Here is a 19,075-nt window from a genome sequence, read left to right on the forward strand (position 1 = left end):
GCGCATGAGCGGAGATCCAACAGCCAAGTATAACAAAGCCTTATTTTAAAAAAAACCAGAGGATTCGATAAAGTGAATTTATTGATGTTATGGCTTTGAAAAAATTATTCTAATCTCTAAAAAAAAGATTGATAGCTACGGTTATTAATCTTTTTCTATTTACAATAACTTTACAGTAGAGAACTTGAATTAAATTTTTTATTGCTTTAACATATAAGCAGATAGTTATATGTAAATTTGTATTAAATTATTAGAATCCGATTTAGAAAGTCATGAACGATATGTATAATTTCTTGGATTCAACGGAAAATTAAAACACTATATAACACACAGATTTTAAATAAGTATATTATTATTTGCTTATATGCAGGGAGGTGTCCAATATGTTGAAATCAATAGTTGAAATAGAACGAGCTGCCAACGTTTTGAAACTATTAGGGGATAAAACACGCTTGACCATTGTGACAATTTTAAAACAAAGGGAATGCTGTGTATGTGAATTTCTTGAAGTGTTTGATATGAGTCAGCCGTCTATTAGTCAGCATCTTCGAAAACTAAAGGATTTAGGGTTAGTTAAAGAGGATCGTAGAGGTCAGTGGATCTATTATTCCTTGAATTCACAAAGTGATTTATATGGACTTATAGAAGAAATTTTAGAGCATGTGCCAGTTCAGACAAAGAAAATCAAACAGATTGAAAAGAGCAATCCTACGCTTCGTTGTGGATGTTAAGCAAATGATCAACAAGGGGATTAAAACAAAATGAAAAAAAAGTTAATCAGCGAATTTTTAGGAACTTATTTTCTTGTTTTTGCTGGAACAGGTGCAGTTGTAATAGATTCGATTACTAAAAGTTTAACTCATGTAGGAGTAGCCCTTACATTTGGGCTAGTTGTAATGGCACTAATTTTCTCGTTTGGTCACCTATCTGGTGCACACTTTAATCCAGCTGTTACTATTGGATTTTTAATTCATGGGGATATAAAGAAGAGAGAAGCACTTTATTATATTATTATTCAAATCATTGCAGGGATTGCAGCAAGTGCAACGTTGTGTTGTTTATTTGGAAACGTTGCAACGCTCGGTACCACCTTACCAAGAGGATCATGGTCACAATCGTTTATTTTGGAATTTATCCTTACTTTTTTCTTGATGATGGTTATATTCGGTTCTGCGGTCCATGGTAAAGCGGTAAAATCCTTCGCAGGAATTGCCATTGGTGCAACGGTAGGATTGGAAGCTATGTTCGCAGGTCCAATTAGTGGTGCTTCAATGAATCCAGCAAGATCAATTGGTCCAGCCATCGTATCAGGTACAACACAACATCTATGGGTGTATATTGTCGCTACTATTTTAGGAGCAGTTTGTGCGGCAATGATTTATAAACTACTTCACGAAAATTAAGGAGAATGCATCATGTCTAAAAAGAAACTTTACTTCTTATGTACAGGTAACTCTTGCCGAAGCCAAATGGCAGAAGGTTGGGCTAAAAAACATTTAGGTGACGAGTGGGAAGTACGCAGTGCTGGGATTGAAGCACACGGATTGAACCCCAATGCTGTAAAAGCGATGAAAGAGACTGGAATTGATATTTCAAGTCACACCTCTGATATTATCGACCCTGAATATTTAAACAATGCCGATTTAGTTGTTACATTATGTGGTGATGCTGCTGATAAGTGTCCGGTCACACCACTAAAAGTAAAACGAGTTCATTGGGGATTTGATGACCCAGCTAAAGCTCAAGGGACTGACGAAGAAAAATGGGCATTCTTCCAACGTGTCCGTGATGAAATCGGAGAACGCATTAAGCGTTTTGGTGAAACTGGTGAGTAAGAATTGAAAGCCAAGAGTAACAATTAAAAACTTTTATCAATGCTACTAAATAAACATTAAAGGTGGAGTAAAACCATGGCTGCAAAAAACTATAACGAATTAATTAAAGATCATATTTATTTCGGCGGAGCAGATGATGTGAAGGACATGATGGAAAATGAAAAAGCCGATGTTATTTACGATTTGCGAGCGGAGTCGCATGAGAACAAGTCAGGGTACGATCGAATCCATAGTCCAATCGTTGATGATGCTGAGCATCAAGACGAATCAATCAAAAAGTCAATTGAGCATGTTGTAAGTGCCTATAACGAAGGCAAAAAAGTTTATTTCCATTGTGGTGGTGGAAGCACCCGAGCAGGAACAGTTGCAGTTGGAACCTTATTGTCATTAGGTAAAGCGAAGACAATTGATGAGGCTGAAAAAATTGCTAAGGCAGCTCGTCCAAAAATTAACGTAAAACCTCAGATGAAAGAAGCATTGCAACGCATCTTTCCTAATGCTTAATAAGAAAACAAAAATTAATGAAATCAGACGTTCTGATTTCTTAATTCATAAGAAACAAGTAAGATAAGTAAGTGAATTTGGAAGGTGATGGGCAAATGAATATCACAGATCAAGCTCGTGATGTATTGAAACAATTGCTCCAAGAACACGAAGCTAAAAACCTTCGTGTCTATTTTGCAGGCTATGGCTGAGGACAGCCAAATGTAGGGCTGGCTCTGGATGAGCCAAAAGAACAGGATTTAGTAGTAACCATTAATGAAGTATTGGTGGCAATTGATCCCGATATTGAGCCATATACGGATAACCTTACACTGGATTTTAGTGAAGAGGCGAATGGTCTCGTGTTATTAGGAAATGAAAGTGATTGTTGTTAGGTAAGAAACGTAAGGGGTAGTTAGTTAATTAAGGACTAACTACTTTTTTTGAAATATGTTTGATTCATTTCAAAATGTAATACTCTAATTTTACAAACTTAAACCCTATTTTCTTTAGTTCAGGAATTGCAAGCCTCCTGGAAAACTATTTTTATTTCTCTGTGGTGCAGCACTGATTTTGTGCTGGATGGATGGCTAACGGTGAGTTTAGTATTTTGTCTTAAGTAAAAGCGACGAGATTACTCATCGCTTTTGTTATTTATCTAATTTCTTTTTGACAATCATCGAAATGCCGTTGTAGGAAACCTTCCCATTTCAATTCTGTTTGCTAAATTTTTTATTTTAACTAATTTGTAAAAGTAATGCCTATGTTTATATGTTAAGAATAATAATCTAAACAGCTTTTTCCTTAACTTTTTCATCCATATCTTTTTGAATAGTCTGGTTATCCCCAATTAAGGTGATTTCGCTAAATGGCTGATCTTCTCCCACTTTAACATTAGCTTCAATTACCGTTCCCATACCAACAACTGCTCGGTTAATCACCGCATTTTCACCTATAATGGTATTGGGCAAAATAACGGAATTTTTTATAACAGCTCCGTTGCCTACGGTAACTCCATAAAAGAGAACTGAATTTTCTACCTTTCCAAACACCTTACAGCCTTCACTTACTAGAGATTGGTGTGTGCTAGCCTTTCCGTCCAAATACAATGGGGGCTGGGAAGTTTCATGTGTATAAATAGGCCAGTCTTCATTTTGTAAAATTGGATTACTCTTAAATGAAAGTAAATCCATATTCGCTTCCCAGAGGCTATGAATGGTTCCGACATCCTTCCAATAACCCTTGAAACCATAAGCATATAAGTTGCACCGATCACTTATCATCGAAGGGATAATGTCCTTCCCAAAATCCTTTGATGAAAATGGCTTTTTTTCTTCTTTTTCTAAATATTTTTTTAATAGTTTCCAATTAAAAATGTAAATGCCCATAGATGCAAGGTTTGATTTAGGCTGTTCTGGTTTTTCTTCAAAATCTACTATTTTCTTCGAATCGAGATCGATATTCATAATACCAAACCGATTGGCCTCACTCCATGGTACGTTGATAACAGAAATGGTGGCATCGGCTGACGTTTCTATATGCTGCTTTAGCATTTTACTGTAATCCATTTTATAAATATGATCACCTGAAATAATGAGAACGTACTCTGGATTGTAACTTTCAATAAATTGAAGGTTTTGATAAATAGCATGGGCGGTGCCTTCATACCATCTTTCACCCAACTCACATTGAAAAGGTGGAAGAATGGTAACTCCTCCATTTTTTCGGTTTAAGTCCCAGTGCTTGCCATCACCAATGTAATTTTGAAGAGTGTGAGGTTGATACTGTGTCAAAACACCAACAGTATCAATACCAGAATTACAACAATTGCTTAATGTAAAATCAATGATTCGATATTTTCCACCGAATGGAACTGCAGGCTTTGCTATGTATTTGGTCAATTCTTTTAATCGAGAACCTCTTCCCCCAGCTAATAGCATGGCTATACATTGTTTATTAGTCATAGTTGCCTCCATATTAGGATTTATGTTTTTATTTGAGTTACAATCGATCATCTTCCCATAACTTGTAATATAACTCTTCAGATTCTGAATCATCTTCTTCATTTATGGTAAAAGTGTCTTCCAACTTTATTCTATCTAATAGACTTTGCATCAAAATTTAAGCTCCTTTCATGTTGTTAGTGTTGCAATCTGTTTTTCATTGTAGCAAACGAGGTATTAAGTCAAAATTAAATAATTCCGACTTTTACAAACATAATTCGACATAATTTAAGTAATCTGATGTGTGACCTATAAATTATTAAAAATTAATAATAGAACTTTCTCTTTTTCTGTCGAATTATAACGAAAAAAATCTGAAAATTATAAAAACAATGTAAACATGGTTTAAAATTCCTTTACTATTTTTACAATCGAAGCTATTATACAAAAAATTTGAATTTACGCTGTTAAAAAATGGCATGGAAAAATTTCTAGGCTATTTTGTATGTGAAAAACAAATCTTTACATTGTGTTAATAATAGATTTACAATTTTGTTTTATAGTTTAATAGCAAGCCAAAATTAAAATCTAATGAAAATTGCATTAGGTTTTAATAAATATTTAAGGGGGCTATTATTTTGTTTAAAAACATACTCAAAAGAAAAGTTTTACCAATAGCAGTTTTATCCACTGTAGCATTTGGAACCTTTCTTGGTAACATAAATAATGACGTCAAAGCTAATGAAGTAGGACAAAACAATGCAGAGATTAAGAATGTTATATTCTTAATTGGGGACGGAATGGGAGTTTCCTATACCTCTGCCTATCGTTATTTAAAGGACAACCCTTCAACAAAAGAGGTTGAGCTAACAGAATTTGATAAGTACTTAGTAGGACAACAAAAAACATATCCAGAAGATCCACATCAAAATGTTACGGATTCAGCAGCAGCTGCAACAGCGATGTCTGCAGGTGTTAAAACATATAATGCAGCCATTGGTGTAGATAATGACGGATCATCTGTAAAAACTGTTCTTGAAGCAGCTAAAGAAAAGGGCAAATCAACTGGATTGGTTTCGACTTCGGAAATTACACACGCGACACCTGCTTCTTATGGTGCACATGATGTTAGCCGTAAAAACATGAATGCCATTGCTGATGATTATTATGATGAAATGATCAATGGCGGACATAAAATCGATGTTATGCTTGGTGGCGGTGTAAGCAACTTTGTTCGTCAAGACCGTAATCTAACAGAACAATTTCAAAAAGATGGTTATTCTTATGTAACCAATAAAGATGAAATGTTAAAAAGCGACAACCCTCGTATGTTAGGTTTATTCGCTCCAGGCGGAATGCCAAAAATGCTTGACCGTGAAGCAACTATGCCTTCATTAAACGATATGACTGAAACAGCTTTGAATAAACTAAGCCAAAATAAAAATGGTTTCTTCTTAATGGTAGAAGGAAGCGAAATCGACTGGGCTGGACATGATAACGATATTGTTGCAGCTATGAGTGAAATGGAAGACTTTGAAAAAGCATTTAAAGCTGCGATCGAATTTGCTAAAAAAGACAAGCATACTCTAGTTGTAGCAACAGCAGACCATTCAACTGGCGGGTATTCTATCGGTGCTAGAGGGGATTATAACTGGTTCGGAGCTCCTATTGCAGCAGCAAAACGTACACCTGACTTCATGGCAGAACAAATCGCCAAAGGTGCCGATGTAGAACAAACTCTTAAAAACTATATTGATTTACAATTAACAGCTCAAGAAATCGATTCTGTTAAAAAAGCTGCTGCATCTAAGAATGTAACAACCATTGATAATGCAATCGAAACTATCTTTGACCTACGTTCCGTAACTGGCTGGACAACAGGCGGACATACTGGTGAAGATGTTAACGTATATGCTTACGGTCCTGGCAGTGACCTGTTTGCTGGAAATATTGAAAATACTGACCAAGCGAAGCATATCTTTGACATTCTAAAAAATGGCAAGTAATCTTTATAAATAAAAAATATTAATATCCCGTTGGGCTCTTTGTTCAACGGGAACTTTTTTTAAGAACTCATGCTTAATTTGAAAAAATACTAAGATACTATCCAACAAGAAAAGGGGATTTTTGTGAAATTATTGACGCCTATCATCCTGGTATTGTCTTTTGTATTGTTTGGCTGTAATGCTGTTCAAAAGGATGAATCTACTGCGAAAGAAACTGAAAAACTGGAACATGTGTCTGAAAAAAAGAATGATGGTACCAATAAAGAAAAAAATAGAGCCAAATCTTTATCTGATATTTATGTCCCAAATCCACAAGTGTCCGATGATACGAAACTTTTAAATGTAGGACAAACGATAAAAGATAGTAAAGGTACAGTGACCTTAAAAGGGATTGCATCCCTAAATAAAAACTTTACACTTGGACCAGTTGAAATGAAAATCAAGAATGTAAAGCTCATTCACAATTTACCGACGTATTCCTTAATGGATTATTTTCATTATTATACGGAACAATATGAAGAATTTGATTTTATTAAAGTGGAAGTTGAACTAATCAATAAATCTGACCAAACAGTTCATTTTGGACCTATTGCTCATCTAAATACAAGTAATGGTGAGAAAAGAAACTTTATAGATGACTTTTATATTGAGTATATGGGTGGAGAAATTGAGCCAAATGGTTCAAAGCAAGGAGCACTAGGTTTTATAGTCGAAAAATCAAGTCCAGATTTAAAATGGGTAGAAATCCAAACTAGCGATGTTCTTGATAAAAACCATAAGGAAATTGGTAAGTCACAGAAAATAAAAATTGATTTAAAGCGGTAAGTATTGCTAAATGACCTATTCACATGTTGAGTAGGTTATTTTTATTTTGTGTTTAACCCTAATGCTATTTTTGTATTTATTAATAAAAATGAATATAAAAATAAAAACTTCATCTTGTTGCTGATAGATTTTATTTCAATAATGAGTTTGGAGAAAGGCTCCAAACTCATTATTACTTTTCTGCATTTAATTTAATTAGGTTCAACGTGGACATGAACATCATAGACATTATGTTCTTTTATTAATTCATTTTCAACCTTGGTTGCAATATCATGGGCTCCGCGAATATCTAAATTGGAATTGACCAGAATCACAATGTCCACAACTACGTTATTCCCGTAATTCCGAGCTTTGATGTCTTTAACCCCTTTTACACCAAAACAATTAATGATTGTTTCTTTATATGTTTCTATTTGTTTTTCGTCAAATCCATCGGTCAAATAATGGGAAGCATCTCTAAAAATCTCCCAACCTGTCTTACAGATGAGTAATCCAACAATTATAGCAGTAATTGGGTCGAGCCAAGGAAGATTGAACTGGGCACCAACGATACCAATAAATGTACCTACACTGACCCATGCATCTGAAAGGTTATCCTTTGCTGCGGCCATAACAGATTGGCTATTTATCTCCCTTGATAATTTTTTATTATATCGATAAACAAAATACATAACCAAAGCACAAAACAGACCTGTCCATGCAGAAACCAAATCTGGAGTTTCATTTCTTCCATAAAATATACTCGAAATCGCTTCGTATGTTACTTGTATTCCAACAGCAATCATAATAAAGGAAGCCACCATTGAGGCAACTGTTTCAGCTTTCCAGTGCCCATAAGGATGGTCATCATCAGCCGGTCGTTGTGATAATTTAAGACCAATAAGTACAGCTATTGATGCAATAATATCTGTGAAATTATTTAAACCGTCTGCTTTTAAGGCTTCAGAGTTAGCTATAAAACCTACTGATAGTTTTAATGAAGATAAGATTATGTAAGCAATAATACTTATTATCGCTCCTCGCTCTCCTCTTCTAAGATCCAAATATCCCTGTTCGTTCATGTTTCTATCCCCCACCATTTCTCCATTTATATTATGGAATAAAAATATCTAGTGGGTCTAGAGAAACCTTTTGTCACCTTTCAAACTAAGTAATCGCAGTGAAAAAAAGTTTCACTGAGGAAACTATACTGAGCATTGAAAAATATAAAATATTACACTACAATATGTAATGGATGGGAGGATGTTAAATGACAATCAATAATTTTCGTTTTGACCAAGAAGGACTTAATCGTTTTTTCGGACCGCTTGAATCTAAAATAATGGACATTCTTTGGGACGGCAATGAAAAGAGTATAAAGGATGTTCAACAAAAAATAGAAAATGAAAAACCGATAAACTTTAATACAGTTATGACCGTTATGAACCGTCTTGTCGCTAAAAACATCCTAACGAAAAGATTGGAAGGAAGAACATCTCTCTTTAAACCTGTAAAGACCAAAGAGGATTTTATTAGTGACCAATCAAAAAAACTAACAGATAACCTTTTGGACGAATTTGGGGGATTAGTTGTTAATCATATGCTTGATTCTTTAAATGAAGTTGATGATAACTTGCTTCAGAAACTGGAACAAAAAATTGAACAATTAAAAAAGGGCAGAAAGTAACATGATCTGGAAACATAAATCAACTGCCGTTTTAGGATTAGCTCTTTTCTTTGCGATCATTTTGTTTGTTCAAATGACTATGTATCTAGTTAATATCTTATTTGGCCCATTAGAGCTTTTTAATTTCTTTAATTTTTGCGTTAGCCTATTTGAAAAAGGCACTTTTGCCTATTATGCCAGCTTATTCATCGTGAATGCTTATATTTTTTATACGGCTTTCATCATTGGTAATAAGATCGTTCAGCAGATCCTGCTTTTAAGTTCATTTGAAAATAAAATTCAACGACTTATTAATAAAGACAAATCCAGTTATTTGAATCAAATCTTTAATAGAAAAAATGATGATATTGTTGTTATCAATCATAAAGATCCGTTGGCATTTACATTTGGGTTTTCGAAACCAGTAATTGTCCTTTCTACTACTTTAACTGAAATGTTAGATGCAAAGGAATTAGAAGCAGTCATCTATCACGAGACTTCCCACCAAAGGTATTATGATGGAGTTAAGGTTTTTATTTTACAAATCATTTCAGAATCTATATGGTATATCCCTCTTACGAAATGGTCCTATCAGAATTATCGGATTATGATTGAACTAGTTGCAGATGAATATGCTATTAATCGGATGGGTTCAGAACTTGGATTAGGAAGTGCTTTATTAAAGCTAATTAAGAAGAAGCAACTAAAAGTTAATTCAAATCTTACGCCAGCTATTGTGCATTTTGCGGATAGTACAGTCGATTACAGGCTTCAACAATTGATTAATCCGCAACAATCCATACCCGTTAAAGTTCAGACACGATCAATCGTAATCTCTTTAAATGTGTTTATTTTAATATTATTCCTATTAGTTATTGCCTAACAAGGATTGGAGGTAAAGTCCAATCCTTTATTTAATTGAATAGTTAATAGATTAATTGGTAGAGATATATTATTGCTTGACCGTTTGTAACACCTTACACTACAATAAGTAGTGTAAAATAGGTTATTATGTGTAAAAGGGAGAATATGTTACCCTCTTGCACTACGATTTGTAGTGCAATATTAAAGGATTTTGAAAGGAGAAAGTAAATTGAAAAAATCAGAAGTCGGGACACTAATTCTAAGGTTATTTTTAGGGCTATCATTCTTTATTCATGGTGTTTCAAAGTTTCAAAATGGGATTGAAAATACTATAGGTTGGTTTGATAGTTTAGGAATTCCAGGTTTTGTGGGGTACATAGTCGCCATTATTGAATTAGTAGGGGGTTTGTTGTTAACAATTGGATTTGGAACACGATATATCGCAGCTCTCTTTGTATTTATCATGATTGGAGCCATTTGGAAAGTAAAATTGGCAGCAGGTTTCATGGGAAATGGACAAGGTGCTGGGTTTGAATTGGATCTTGCCTTTGCAGTCATGGCAGTATATATATTCCTAAATTCAAATTCTGCACTTTCTCTTGATTCAAAATTGTTCTCTAAAAATCCACAATAAAGATGTAAATTCATAGAGAGATTAAAAGTTTAAATAGAGGGTGAATAGATGTCTTCAGGAAAAAAGAAAACCAAACAATCGAATAATCAATCATCTAAATTTATATTTTGGATGATTGGTTTAATAGCTGTTTGTTTAGTCGGTTTAATTTTTTTATCAAATACGGCTAAAAAAGAAGCAATGGACTATGAGGGACAACCAGTTTTAGGGGAAAAGACTGCTCCAGTAAAAATAGTTGAATTTGGCGATTATAAATGTCCTTATTGTAAAAATTTTAATGATACACTTTTTCCGAGTATCGAAAAGGATTTTATCGATACAGGAAAAGCATCGTTTTATTTTTTGAATTATTCGTTTATCAATATTGATTCTACTCGTTCTGCAAAATTTGCGGAAACCGTCTTTAAGGAACTGGGAAATGAAAAGTTTTGGAAGTTTCATGAACTATTATATGAAAAACAGCCTGATGATACTGAAGCAGAGCAAATGGATATATATTCAGAGTCTTTTCTTAAGGACACTTTAAGCGAAATTGTCTCTGAAGCAGAGGTGAAAAGAGTGGTTAATTCCTTTAAAAATGACCAATCAAAAGAGGCATGGGAAAAAGATATGAGTGCTGCTAATAAGTTAAGTATTACAAGTACCCCTTCGATTTTTATTAATGGTGTGAAATTTGAAGGGAACACTTATGACGATTTCAAGAAGCGAGTAAACGAAGCAGTAAAGGAAGAGTAATTTCTAGAATAAAAAAACGTCTTATAAATTCATAATTATTTATAAAATAAGCAGGTAAACGCTATGTTTTACCTGTTTTCCTATTTGAAATATATTTGCATTTGATTTACTTCCTGAAGTATTTAGGATTCAATAAAATGGAACACTGTCATGATGGGAATGAAAATTGGAACCATGGGTTACGTTACATTTTATGAACTGCTGTGGAAGAAATCGAAAAACCTACCGAAAGGAAATAAAAGAAATGTTATAAAGGAATTGATATACAACAATTTGTTTAAATCGGAGAAAAAAATGATAAAAAACATTAAGACCTGGGCGAGGAAATTAAAGAAACAAATAATTACACTTTATTTTGCAAGTAAAGACAATAGAGTATCTTTGCATGTAAAAGTATTTACAGCATGTGTTGTTGCCTATGCATTTAGCCCAATCGACTTGATACCTGACTTTATACCGATTCTTGGCTATTTAGACGATGTAATTATTGTCCCATTAGGAATCATGCTGGCTTTAAAGATGATACCTAGGAACGTCATCATTGACTGTGAAGCTCAGGCAGAGGAATTAATGGGAAACGGTAAACCTAAGAACTGGATTGCAGGAACAATAATCATATTGATTTGGGGATTAGTTTTAGGATGGATAATTTTTAAAATTTATAGCTTGTTCGCTTAAGGGTTTCCCAAAACTAAGAGAGTTGCATACAGCAGCTCTTATTTTATTGGGAATACAGCTATATTAGCATTTGGACTATTAGGGTTCATTGAAAGAGCTTTTTAAATTGAATTATAATCAACCTGATTCCTGTTTGTTCCCTGTATAAATCTGGAACTATTTTCATAAGGTTATCTTAAAGGGGGGATCAAAATGTACTATACGAAATCTATAGTAAGCGGAATCATTGCGCTTGTTATTATCGTGGTTGGCTTTTTTTCTAGTACATCCGTTGATTCTGGATATAGAGGAGTTCTATTACAACTAGGGGCCGTTAAACCGACGATTTTAACGGAAGGATTTCATTTTAAGATTCCGTTTATTCAAACCGTTCAACCCATTGAAGTCCGGGTCCAAAAAGAAGAAAGCTCGCAAACAGCTGCCTCAAAGGACCTGCAAATGGTCACCGCCATGGTGGCCGTAAACTATTCTGCTGATCCAGAAGCGGTAAATAAGCTCTATCAAGAAATCGGCTTGGATTATCGTACCCGAATCGTTGACCCAGCGATTGCTGAATCATTAAAGGCAATCACCGCCCAGTACACAGCGGAAGAATTAATTTCCAAACGACCGGAAGTATCGGCGAAAGTAAAAGAGATGCTCGCAAGTAAATTAACAAAATATTATATGATTCTTGAAGATATCAATATCAAAGAATTTGCATTTAGTGAAGAATTCAATAAAGCAATTGAATCGAAACAAACCGCGGAACAAAATGCGTTACGTGCAAAAAGAGATCTCGAAAGAGTCAAAATCGAAGCCGAGCAGAAAATTGCTCAAGCTGGTGCAGAGGCTGAAGCCTTACGTTTGAAAAAACAAGAGGTAACAACGGAATTAATCCAATTAAAGCAAATTGAAGTCCAAGAAAAAGCTTTGGAAAAATGGGATGGCCGCTTGCCAAGTGTAACAGGCGGAGCCACTCCATTTGTTGATGTGGAGGGACTTTCGAAAAAATAAGCTGGGATATGTCTCTCGTAAACCATGTTGATTATACTCAACAATATACTGTGATAAAGGAGAGGCAATGGGCCTCTCTTTTTCTATGGTGAATTGCCGTTTCCAAAGTGTCCGAGACGAAATCGGAGATCGCATAATGTAATGCAACCAGCTTTCGGTGGTTAGACAGGAATGAAACTTCTAATACTATAGATAACTTTAGTTCCGTAACGGCGTTTGATAGGATTTATAAGGAGAGATGTAAATTTGGAAACAATTTACCATGCATTTTTGGTTTTTGTTGTAGGATATTTGTTTTTAAGGTTGACGGGAAAAAAAGCTGTAGCTCAAATGCACAGTTTCGATCTATTGTATATTCTTGTCCTAACCAATATCATCAGTACCCCTATAGAGGTTAAAAATATGGGAATGGCAATTACCTATGCTGGAATCACAGTCATTCTATATAAAATCTTTATACGTTTATCCTTACATAATAAATTAAGATGGATTCTTTATGAAAGTCCAACGGTATTAATTCATAACGGGGATATCGATCGAAAAGGGCTGAAAAAGGTGCGTATGACAATAATTGAATTATTGTCATCTTTAAGAGTACAAGGGTACACTGATACTCAAAACATTGCCATTGCAGTGATGGAGGAAACAGGAAGTATTAGTATTATCCCCAAGTCGGAATACCGGCCAGTTCAACCTAATGATTTAAAGTTACAGGTAAAGAGAGAATATCTTCCTATCCCACTAATAATGGATGGTCAAATTATTTACCATAATTTAAAATATCTGCAATTAGACCGTGGTTGGCTAATGGACGAGCTCGAAAAATCGGGTGAAAAAATAGAGAATATTCTATTAGCAACTTTTTTAGAAGATGGAAAGTTATTTATAGACAATAATGAAATGAAGGAACATAAAGGCGATCCATATTACTACAAACCAGGGAGAGATAATTAAATTAAATATAGTTGGCTGGGGAGCCTACATATTCTATATGGAATAGAAATTTGTTTGTCCTTATAAAAATCCTAGGGAAAGAGCCCTTCCGATTCTTATTTCTTAACATAAATTGTAGGGATAAGTCTAAGGAGGGGTATAAAATGTTTGGATACGGTGGATTTGGTGGTTGTTGTGGCTATGGCTACGGTGGAATCGGCTACGGGGGCGGATTTGCCTTAATCGTTGTATTGTTTATCTTGTTAATCATCGTTGGAGCCACAATCTGTTTCTAAGAAAATACGATTAGTCGTAACTTAAAAAAGCCCTACAAGGGCTTTTTTGGTTGAAACTATACTTCATTCATATCGTCCATGGGATTTTGAAGCCGTTATAAAGATTTCAGGAACTTCTGAAAATTCGGTTGACTTATCCTGCAGTTGTTTTATTATAGAAAATATAAAACAATGTTTTACTTATAAAACAAACAGGAGGAAGAATATGCCTTTTTTACAAGTGGAAGATTTACAGATTCATTATGAAATCGAAGGAGAGGGTGCCCCATTAATTATCTTACATGGAATGGGGAACAACTCTGAGTCATGGAAAAAACAATTAACGGGCTTATCCAATCAATTCACGGTGATTGCATGGGATGCACCTGGGTATGGAAAAAGTTCTGATCCAAAAGTGGAATTTAGGGAATTTAAGCAATTTGCTGAAGTTTTAAAAGGATTGATCGAAAAATTAAACTATGAATCTGTCACGCTGCTAGGACATTCAATGGGGTCGGCGATTGCACTCGATTTTAGTTACCGCTTTCCCGAAATGGTTGACGCGTTAATTATTTCAGATGCAACAAGAGGGGCAGCGGCACTAAGTAAAGAAGAGAATGAACGGAAATTAAAAAATCGTCTACATACCATTGAAACAGTAGAGCCGGCAGAACTGGCGAAGCTTCGTGTAAAGGAACTTCTTTCACCGCAGCCAGATCCGGAAATAAAGAAAGAGGCAGAAAGAATCTATTCGCAAATCAGACCGATGGGATTCCGCTCTGTCGCCTATTCACTTTTTTCTTTAAATCAAATGGATATCTTATCTTCAATCACTACACCTACCCTTGTTATTTGCGGAGAATTGGATAGAGTAACACCGGTTAGTGAATCGCAGATTTTTCATGAGACAATAAAGGATTCAACATTTGTTACCATCCCTGGGACTGGTCATTTGTGTTATCAAGAAGATCCCAATAACTTTAATGCAATCGTTCTAGACTTTCTGACCTCCTTGGTGAAAGTATAAATCAAGACGAGATTACCCTTCTTTGCATAAACTTTGATATGATTGTAGTATATGAAAATTAATAACAATGAGATGGTGAAATGCTGATGGCAAAAGATGAAAAGGAACGCTATAATGCCAATGCCTTAGTGCGAGGATTGGAAATTTTAAAGCTATTTAGTGAAGAGCGCCCCACATTATCCTTGGTTGAAATCGCGAAGGAACTGGATGTAAGTCGAACGGTCCCGTTCCGGTTATTGTATACACTCCAAACACTTGGATATCTCTATCAAGATGAACATACGAAGCGCTACAGTTTAACCCCAAAGGTGTTGGAATTAGGCTTTGCCTATTTAAGTACCTTAAAACTCCCTGAAATTGCACAGCCATATTTAGAAAAATTAAGGGATGAAACTGGGGCATCTTGTCATTTATCGATATTGGATGGTCAAGAAGTTGTCTATGTTGGCAGTGCACCAGTCCGAGGAGTCTCAGCAGTTAATGTGAATATTGGGTTGAGACTGCCCGCCCATGCGATCGCCAATGGAAAAGTACAGCTGGCTTATCAACCCCAAGACAAATTAAACCAAATCTTATTTGGCTCCAATTTAAAACCATATACGGAAAGAACGCAAACAGATTACATGGATTTTCAACAAGAATTAGCTACGATTCGGCAAAAGGGCTATGCGATAACAAAGGGTGAATTCCATCATGGAATTCAATCGGTTGCTGCTCCTATCTTTGAGCGCACGGGTCAAGTCAGGGCAGCGATCAATGTGGTCGCAACAGAAGCTACCTTCAATCAAGAATTTATTGAAAAAATAGCCTTACCTAAAGTGCTGGAAGCTTCCGAAATATTATCCGGCTTTATGGGCTACCACTCAAAAATGGATTAGAATGCTTGCGAAATCCGCAAGCTTTTTTTTGTTGCTACGTTTTATATATAAAACATGTTTTATTTTGTGAAACAAAATAGATGATTTTTGTTGACACAATATTCTCAAAACTTTAAAATAAACTTAGTGGTAAACTGTGTTTTGTATATAAAACATTTTCCTTGCTGCGAAAAATAAAAAAAGGAGTGATAAGAGTCCGTTTGGGCGTTTGAAGTATTATATAATTAATAATAAAATTTTCTGGAAGCGCATTCACTCGATTGAAATCAAAAGGGGGTCCTTTAATGCTGAGAACTAATAAACGTTGGATTTATATTGCTATGCCTATTTTCTTTTTTTGGTTTTTTGGACAAATTGATAAATTAGGTATTTCAATTATCCAAACGGATCAAGGTTTCTTAAATGATCTGGGATTAACAGGTGCAGATAAGAATGCAAAAATTGGGATGATCACATTTATCTTTACCATAGCTTATGCCTTATCCAATATCTTTTGGGGATTTATCATTGACAAGCTTGGAGCAAGGAAAACAGGTATCATCGGTCTGATTGTATGGGCTATTACCATGATTATTGGCGGGTTATCTACTTCCTACGAGATGTTTATCTTGAGCCGTGTCATTCTTGGTATTGGTGAGGGGATGATGATTCCGATTTGCGGAAAATTTATCTCTAACTGGTTTAATCAGCGTGAACTTGGGCGGGCACAATCCTCATGGCTTGCAGGGAACTATTTAGGACCTGCTAGTGGAGCGATTATCTTAACGCTTGTTATTGCCACCTTCCATTGGCAAGCCGCCTTTTTCGCTTTAGCAGCCTTTAATATTTTAATCGTTCTTCCTATGTTTATCTTCCTTACTCGCGATACACCTGAAGAACATCCACGACTAGATCAAAGGGAATTAGCGTATATTCGACAGTCAGATTCCAAAGTATCAACGAAAAAACAAAGCTTTGTTCAAGACTATCGTTACTGGATTGTCTGGTTCGGCATGTTAGTGTCGTCATTTTTATTTTTCGGTATTAGTATTTGGCTGCCTACTTATTTAGTCGGAGCGAAAGGTTTCACAAGGGAGGCTATGACTGGAATCACCTCTTTATCTTGGCTTTTTGCTTTAGGATTCGTATTAATTTGCGGATTTCTAGCGGATAAAACCAAGCGTCCTGGTTTACTTGCGACGATTCTATTTCTATTGACGGCATCATTTTTAACTGCGGCCATTCTTTCTCCGCAGCCAGTTATGGCCGGGGTATGCATGGGCTTAGCAATGGGAACACAAGGCGGCGTATTCCATTTAAGTAATTTATTCATGGTTAAATTCTCGACGCCTGAAACAGCTGGACGTGCTGCGGGATTGATGGGATTTACTAACATTCTTGGCGGGTTTTCAAGTTATATTATGGGCTGGATGGTTGATATTGCCGGTGGGGACTTTGGACCTTCCATTGTGATGTTGATTATCGCAGCTACGCTTGGGTTCATTGCGTATCTATTTACATTGAAAAGGGAAGCAGCAGAGCTAAAGATTGAGAATCTACCTCCTCAACGGGTGATTTTATAAAATGTTAATTTATATAAATGTTACGTATATAAAACATAGTTTTAAATATTAAAAATTCTCAATATTTATAATTGACAATTATAGTATTGGGAATTAATATTAGTTTATAAAGAAAACAATGTTTTATATATAAAACATATTCAAGAAGGAGTGTTGTAAATGTCTGAGGAAAAATTTTCAGTAGAAGCGTTTGAGAAAAAATATGTGGCGAGGTTAAAGGATCGCTCACTAGATTTTAACGTGTTGAAGTTTCAGGAAGAAGTGGACCCAGCTTATCGCAGAGCACAGATGAGATATATCGGCCGCGGTGCCACGGCTAATAATGATGCAAATGTGATTGCTGCAGAACACTTCACATTAAGCACCATGGTTTTACCAGCAGGGTGTAAAGGACCACTTCATTTACATGATGATGTGGAAGAAGTTTTCTTTATCTTAAAAGGCAGTGTGACTGCACTTATCCAAGAAGAGGGTGAGAGTGAAGTCCATGAAATCGTCTTAAATGAAAGGGATTGTATCAGTTCTCCTCCTGGAGTCTATCGCGGACTGCGCAATGATAGCGATGAAGAGGCATTAATGCTCGTTATGCTAGGTGCTGTTAAGCCGAATTTACCGACCTATCCAAAAGGAAGCGCATTAGAGGAACTTCGTCTTAAGCGGGCTAAAGAGAGAGAAGCAATTATAAACGGAAAATAATTTTTCAATAGGCAGATGTTTCTCAGCAAACATACTCCCTGAAACTTAAGAAATTTGTTCGTTGACAGGGATGGTCCTCTTATTTTCATGCGGGATCATCCTTGTTGACTTTTAAAAAAAAATGGAGGTGGCAGGATGTTAGGAATCACACATTTAAGGCATATTAGCTTAATTACCCCCGTTCTCAAGGAACAAGCTGAATTTTATGAGAAAATATGGGGCTTGGATAAGGTTTCTCAAGATGAACAGTCTGTTTACTTTCGCGGGGCCGGCCCTGAAAACCATATATTAAGCCTGCATGCAGGAGAAAAAAGAGGGCTGCACCATATTGCATTCGGAATGGTAGATAAAAACGCAGTCGACAGAGCGGCAGAAATCCTTGCTTCAAAAGGTGTGAAGATTGTTTCCTCGCCTGGTTATTTGGATGAGGAAGGAAAAGGCTATGGCTTGCGTTTTGTCGATCCAGAAAATCGCTGTATCGAATTATCCGCCTGGGTGGAAATTCATACCTCGATTTGGAACAAGAAAAATGTCGATCCAGTCAAACTGAACCATGTCGTCATGAATACGAAAGACCTTGATATGATTACTGATTTTTATACGAATGTCCTAGGGTTTAAGGTGACCGACTGGAGCGAGCACCAAATGTCCTTCTTACGCTGTAACAGGAAACATCACTCGATTGCCTTTAATCAGGATGCTCACGCCTCCGTTAATCATATTGCCTACGAAGTGGATACGGTGGATGAAGTGATGCGGGGAATCAGTAATGTCAGAAAAGCAGGCTATCAAGAGATTTGGGGCCCAGGGCGCCACGGTCCTGGAAACAATGTTTTTTGCTACTTCCAAGATCCAGGGAAGTTTGTGATGGAGTATACCTGTTATTTGGAAACGATTGAAGATGAGTCAGAATGGAGAGCGCGTGTTTGGAAGCGAGTGCCTCATTTAATGGACCAATGGGGAATCGCCGGACCTCCAAAACCGGAAACACGGGCAGCAATGGGCGGCGAGCCAGACCCAGGCTGGGTGGATGTTAAAGCATTGGTTTGACGAAAAGGGG

The 19,075-nt window shown here is 35.9% G+C and carries 21 protein-coding genes; 19 read left to right on the top strand and 2 right to left on the bottom strand.

Translation table 11 applies throughout. The features are described 5' to 3' along the window. Window positions 1–383: 383 nt before the first annotated feature. From ACSU6B_RS09015 to ACSU6B_RS09030, 4 genes are all read left to right on the top strand, one after another. Window positions 384–731, top strand: a complete 348-nt coding sequence (locus ACSU6B_RS09015) for an ArsR/SmtB family transcription factor (RefSeq protein WP_410884520.1) — start codon at window positions 384–386, stop codon at window positions 729–731. 30 nt (window positions 732–761) lie between these two features. Further along, on the top strand, window positions 762–1,403 hold the full coding sequence (locus ACSU6B_RS09020; protein WP_410884522.1) for an aquaporin: 642 nt from the start codon (window positions 762–764) through the stop codon (window positions 1,401–1,403). 12 nt (window positions 1,404–1,415) lie between these two features. Next, a complete protein-coding gene (arsC, locus tag ACSU6B_RS09025) occupies window positions 1,416–1,835 on the top strand; it encodes an arsenate reductase (thioredoxin) (RefSeq protein ID WP_410884524.1) in 420 nt (139 codons plus the stop codon). 75 nt (window positions 1,836–1,910) lie between these two features. Next, window positions 1,911–2,339, top strand: a complete 429-nt coding sequence (locus ACSU6B_RS09030) for a protein-tyrosine phosphatase family protein (RefSeq protein WP_410884526.1) — start codon at window positions 1,911–1,913, stop codon at window positions 2,337–2,339. 767 nt (window positions 2,340–3,106) lie between these two features. Here the strand turns inward: ACSU6B_RS09030 and ACSU6B_RS09035 are convergent. Then, window positions 3,107–4,282: a glucose-1-phosphate adenylyltransferase gene (locus ACSU6B_RS09035; RefSeq protein WP_410884528.1), complete on the bottom strand. Its 1,176-nt coding sequence runs from the start codon at window positions 4,280–4,282 to the stop codon at window positions 3,107–3,109. Window positions 4,283–4,899: 617 nt separating this feature from the next. On the opposite strand from ACSU6B_RS09035, the gene ACSU6B_RS09040 reads away from it, so the two are divergent. After that, window positions 4,900–6,267, top strand: coding sequence for an alkaline phosphatase (locus ACSU6B_RS09040; protein ID WP_410884530.1), 1,368 nt, complete (start codon window positions 4,900–4,902; stop codon window positions 6,265–6,267). A 123-nt stretch (window positions 6,268–6,390) separates the two neighbouring features. After that, window positions 6,391–7,092, top strand: a complete 702-nt coding sequence (locus tag ACSU6B_RS09045; RefSeq protein ID WP_410884532.1) for a hypothetical protein — start codon at window positions 6,391–6,393, stop codon at window positions 7,090–7,092. 191 nt (window positions 7,093–7,283) lie between these two features. Here ACSU6B_RS09045 and ACSU6B_RS09050 read toward each other — a convergent pair whose 3' ends face one another. Beyond that, complete coding sequence (locus ACSU6B_RS09050) at window positions 7,284–8,153, bottom strand: cation diffusion facilitator family transporter (RefSeq protein ID WP_410884534.1); 870 nt, start codon at window positions 8,151–8,153, stop codon at window positions 7,284–7,286. A gap of 188 nt (window positions 8,154–8,341) precedes the next feature. Here ACSU6B_RS09050 and ACSU6B_RS09055 point away from each other — a divergent pair, with 188 nt between their 5' ends. The 13 genes from ACSU6B_RS09055 to ACSU6B_RS09115 all read left to right on the top strand — a co-directional run bounded on the left by ACSU6B_RS09055 (window position 8,342) and on the right by ACSU6B_RS09115 (window position 19,065). Beyond that, complete coding sequence (locus ACSU6B_RS09055) at window positions 8,342–8,758, top strand: BlaI/MecI/CopY family transcriptional regulator (RefSeq protein WP_410884536.1); 417 nt, start codon at window positions 8,342–8,344, stop codon at window positions 8,756–8,758. A 1-nt stretch (window position 8,759) separates the two neighbouring features. Then, entirely contained in the window at window positions 8,760–9,620 is an 861-nt protein-coding gene (locus ACSU6B_RS09060) for a M56 family metallopeptidase (RefSeq protein ID WP_410884538.1), read from the top strand. A 210-nt stretch (window positions 9,621–9,830) separates the two neighbouring features. Continuing rightward, the gene (locus tag ACSU6B_RS09065) at window positions 9,831–10,235 is read left to right on the top strand and encodes a DoxX family protein (protein ID WP_410884540.1); all 405 of its coding nucleotides are present in this window, start codon (window positions 9,831–9,833) and stop codon (window positions 10,233–10,235) included. Between the two features lie 48 nt (window positions 10,236–10,283). Next, window positions 10,284–10,970 (top strand): DsbA family protein, encoded by a 687-nt coding sequence (locus ACSU6B_RS09070; protein ID WP_410884542.1) that lies wholly within the window; start codon window positions 10,284–10,286, stop codon window positions 10,968–10,970. Between the two features lie 294 nt (window positions 10,971–11,264). Next, the gene (locus tag ACSU6B_RS09075) at window positions 11,265–11,648 is read left to right on the top strand and encodes a YkvA family protein (protein WP_410884642.1); all 384 of its coding nucleotides are present in this window, start codon (window positions 11,265–11,267) and stop codon (window positions 11,646–11,648) included. Window positions 11,649–11,840: 192 nt separating this feature from the next. Then, window positions 11,841–12,644 carry a prohibitin family protein gene (locus ACSU6B_RS09080; RefSeq protein ID WP_410884544.1) on the top strand — a complete coding sequence of 268 codons (804 nt, stop codon included), beginning with the start codon at window positions 11,841–11,843 and terminating at the stop codon, window positions 12,642–12,644. A gap of 246 nt (window positions 12,645–12,890) precedes the next feature. Beyond that, window positions 12,891–13,598 carry a DUF421 domain-containing protein gene (locus ACSU6B_RS09085; RefSeq protein WP_410884546.1) on the top strand — a complete coding sequence of 236 codons (708 nt, stop codon included), beginning with the start codon at window positions 12,891–12,893 and terminating at the stop codon, window positions 13,596–13,598. A 194-nt stretch (window positions 13,599–13,792) separates the two neighbouring features. After that, window positions 13,793–13,873 carry a YjcZ family sporulation protein gene (locus tag ACSU6B_RS09090; protein ID WP_410884644.1) on the top strand — a complete coding sequence of 27 codons (81 nt, stop codon included), beginning with the start codon at window positions 13,793–13,795 and terminating at the stop codon, window positions 13,871–13,873. Window positions 13,874–14,078: 205 nt separating this feature from the next. Further along, on the top strand, window positions 14,079–14,879 hold the full coding sequence (locus ACSU6B_RS09095; RefSeq protein WP_410884548.1) for an alpha/beta fold hydrolase: 801 nt from the start codon (window positions 14,079–14,081) through the stop codon (window positions 14,877–14,879). 86 nt (window positions 14,880–14,965) lie between these two features. Continuing rightward, window positions 14,966–15,757, top strand: a complete 792-nt coding sequence (locus tag ACSU6B_RS09100) for an IclR family transcriptional regulator (protein ID WP_214998568.1) — start codon at window positions 14,966–14,968, stop codon at window positions 15,755–15,757. A 284-nt stretch (window positions 15,758–16,041) separates the two neighbouring features. Beyond that, window positions 16,042–17,319, top strand: coding sequence for an MFS transporter (locus tag ACSU6B_RS09105; RefSeq protein WP_410884550.1), 1,278 nt, complete (start codon window positions 16,042–16,044; stop codon window positions 17,317–17,319). A 159-nt stretch (window positions 17,320–17,478) separates the two neighbouring features. Further along, a complete protein-coding gene (locus ACSU6B_RS09110; RefSeq protein WP_214998570.1) occupies window positions 17,479–18,015 on the top strand; it encodes a cupin domain-containing protein in 537 nt (178 codons plus the stop codon). 135 nt (window positions 18,016–18,150) lie between these two features. After that, on the top strand, window positions 18,151–19,065 hold the full coding sequence (locus tag ACSU6B_RS09115) for a VOC family protein (protein WP_410884552.1): 915 nt from the start codon (window positions 18,151–18,153) through the stop codon (window positions 19,063–19,065). Window positions 19,066–19,075: the final 10 nt, after the last annotated feature.

The sequence above is a fragment of the Neobacillus sp. C211 genome, from assembly GCF_051842875.1.
In the GTDB taxonomy this organism is placed as follows: domain Bacteria; phylum Bacillota; class Bacilli; order Bacillales; family Cytobacillaceae; genus Neobacillus.